At 74.5% G+C, this 2,837-nt stretch carries 3 protein-coding genes; all 3 read left to right on the top strand.

The window, feature by feature from the left end:
• The coding region (locus ESO86_RS14850; RefSeq protein ID WP_129235680.1) for a polyprenyl synthetase family protein at positions 1 to 1,016 on the top strand (1,016 nt) is incomplete at its 5' end.
• A 134-nt stretch (positions 1,017 to 1,150) separates the two neighbouring features.
• Positions 1,151 to 2,332 carry an inositol-3-phosphate synthase gene (locus ESO86_RS14845; protein WP_207207166.1) on the top strand — a complete coding sequence of 394 codons (1,182 nt, stop codon included), beginning with the start codon at positions 1,151 to 1,153 and terminating at the stop codon, positions 2,330 to 2,332.
• 1 nt (position 2,333) lies between these two features.
• On the top strand, positions 2,334 to 2,837 hold a 504-nt coding region (locus ESO86_RS14840; protein WP_242492396.1), incomplete at its 3' end, for a UbiA family prenyltransferase.

Below are 2,837 nucleotides of genomic sequence, written 5' to 3'. Positions count from 1 at the left end.
CGGCCGCGACGGCGGCCGCATGGGCCGCCCTCGTCGCCCAAGCCGACGACCAGCCCGAACTGCGGGAGCTCATCGACGGGCTCGCCGCGCAGGGCGGGGGCAAGTACCTCCGCTCGAGGCTGGCCGCGGCGGCCTACCTCGGCATGGGCGGCAGGGACGCCGGGGCCTGCGACGGGCTGTCCGCGGCCGTGCAGCTGCTGCACCTGGGGCTCTGCGTCCACGACGACCTGATCGACGGCGACGATCGCCGTCACGGTCGCCCCAACCTGTTCGGCGTCACCCGGGAGACGCTGCGATCGATCGGCGCGGCATCGACGGCCGAGCACCGTGCGGCATCGGCCGCCGTCCTCGCCGGCGACCTCGCGATCGGGGAGTGCATCGGGGTTCTCGCCCGCGCTCCCGTGCCCGACGGGATCCGGGTCTCGCTCGTGCTGGAGGTCGTCACCGCGCTCGGGCAGGCGGTCTCGGGCGAGCTGATGGACGTCAGCGGGGAGGGCCTCCCGGTCGAGGCGGCTCGACCCGCCCGCACGGCCGAACTGAAGACCTCGGGCTACAGCGTCGTCCTGCCGCTCCGGCTCGGCGCCCTCGCGTCGGGGCGAGCGGATGCCGCGGCGCTCGCCGCGCTCGGGGAGTTCGGACGCCACCTCGGGGTCGCGTACCAGTTCATGGACGACGAGCTCGCGGTCTTCGGGGATCCGGAGCGGACCGGCAAGTCGACCAGCTCCGACATCCGCTCGGGCAAGCGCACCTTCCTGCTCCAGCTCGCCTACGCCGGTTCGTCGGAGCAGCAGCGGGCGAGCCTCGACCGCGACGTCGGTCGTGCCGACCTGTCCGACGCGGGCGTCGAGCGCGTGCGAGCCGTCATGCGCGACAGCGGCGCGCTCGAGCGGCATCGCGCCTGCATCGTGCGTCGGGCGGCCGATGCGGTGGCGGCGCTCGAGGGTGCCGGGCTTCCGGCCGAGCTCGAGGCGTACCTCGGGGTGCTCGCCAGGAGCGTGCCCGGCCGTTCGGCCTGACTTTCAACTGAACATGAGCGGGTTATCGCAGGAGCAGCGCAACTTCTGATTGACCGAGGATTCAAGCTCGGCTAGCTTCGAGATCGGGGCCACGGCGCCCACGCGCAACGGTGCACAGGGAATGGAGTTCGACGATGAACGAAGGACGGACCGGGATCTGGTTCGTGGGCGCTCGAGGGAGCGTCGCGACCACCGCGACCGTGGGCCTCGCCGCCCTCGCCGACGAGCTCGTGGCGCCGGTGGGGCTCACGACCTCGGGGCCCGAGTTCGACGGCGTCGCGCTCCCGGCGTTCGGCGACCTGGTGGTCGGCGGCCACGACGTCGACGACACCCCGCTCGCCGAGCGCGCACGCTCGCTCGCCGCCGGCGGAATGCTGCCCTCACGGATCGTCGACGCCGTCGGCGCCCGGCTCGACGCCGTCGACGCCGACATCCGCCTGCTCGCCCGCACCCCGCGCGGCACCCAGCGCGAGGAGATCGAGCTCCGCGCCGCCGACATCCGCGACTTCCGCGACCGCCACGGCCTGGCCCGGGTCGTGGTCATCGACGTCGCCTCGACCGAACCGCTCCCCGCCGATCGACCCGAATTCCACGCCCGCGCCGCGCTCGACGCCGCGCTCGACGACCCGGCATCCGAGCCGCTGCCCTCCAGCACGCTCTCGGCCATCGCGGCCGTCGCCGTCGCCGGCGCGCCCTACGCGTGCTTCACGCCGTCGCTCTCGCTCGGCGTCCCGGCGCTGCGCGACCTCGCCGCGGAATCCGCCGTGCCGATCGCCGGCCAGGACGGCAAGACCGGTGAGACGCTGCTCCGCACGGTCCTCGCGCCCATGTTCGCATCGCGTGGGATGCGCGTGCTCTCGTGGGCCGGCGCGAACCTCCTCGGCGGCGGCGACGGAGCGACGCTCGCCGATCCCGCCGCAGTGCAGTCCAAGCTCGCCTCGAAGAACCGCGGCCTGCACGACCTGCTCGGCGACGACGTCGTGACGCCGCTGCACATCGACAACGTGCCCGACCTCGGCGACCTCAAGACGGCGTGGGACCACGTGCACGCCGAGGGCTTCCTCGACACCCGGATCACGCTGCAGACCACCTGGAGCGCGTACGACTCGACGCTCGCGGCGCCGCTTGTGATCGACCTCGCACGACTGCTCTCCCTGGCCGACGGCGCCGGGGTCACCGGCCCCGTCGCCGAGCTCGGCTACTTCTTCAAGGACCCGTGGGGGAGCGACGAGCACGCGTTCGCCCGCCAGGCCGACGAGCTGGTCTCGTGGGCGCTCCGGACGGCGGTCCGGAGGTCCGCGGCGCAGGTGGCGTGACGTGGACGCACCCACGTTCCTGCAGCTGGTCCGCGCGCCCGCCGGCCTGACGGTCCTCGGCGACGCGACCGCGGGCATGGCCGCGACCGGTCGTCGGGGCATCCTGCCCCGGCTCGGACTCCCCGTCGCCTCGGTGCTGCTCTACTGGGGCGGGATGGCGCTGAACGACGCGGCCGACGCGGAACTCGACCGGGTCGAGCGGCCCGAGCGGCCCATCCCCTCCGGCCGGGTGACGCGGCGCGCTGCCCTCGCCACGGCCGGCGCACTGACGACCGCGGGGATCGCGGTCGCCTGGCTCACCGGCGGCCGGTCCTCCCTCGCCGTCGCCCTCCCGCTCGCCGGCTCCATCTGGGCGTACGACCTCTCGGCCAAGCGGAACGTGCTCGGCCCGTTCGCCATGGCCGCCTGCCGGGGGCTCGACGTGCTGCTCGGCGCTGGGTCCGACGGCGCTCGGGTCGCCGCGCGCCCGGCGCTCGTGATGGCCGGGCACACCGCGAGCGTCACG

It is taken from the genome of Agromyces binzhouensis (assembly GCF_004135055.1).
Lineage (GTDB): Bacteria > Actinomycetota > Actinomycetes > Actinomycetales > Microbacteriaceae > Agromyces > Agromyces binzhouensis.
This window is presented reverse-complemented; position numbering and strand designations above follow the sequence as displayed.

Coding starts and splice junctions, on each gene's coding strand:
- ESO86_RS14845 (WP_207207166.1), top strand. CDS start 1,151: ATGAACGAAGGACGGACCGGGATCTGGTTCGTGGGCGCTCGAGGGAGC.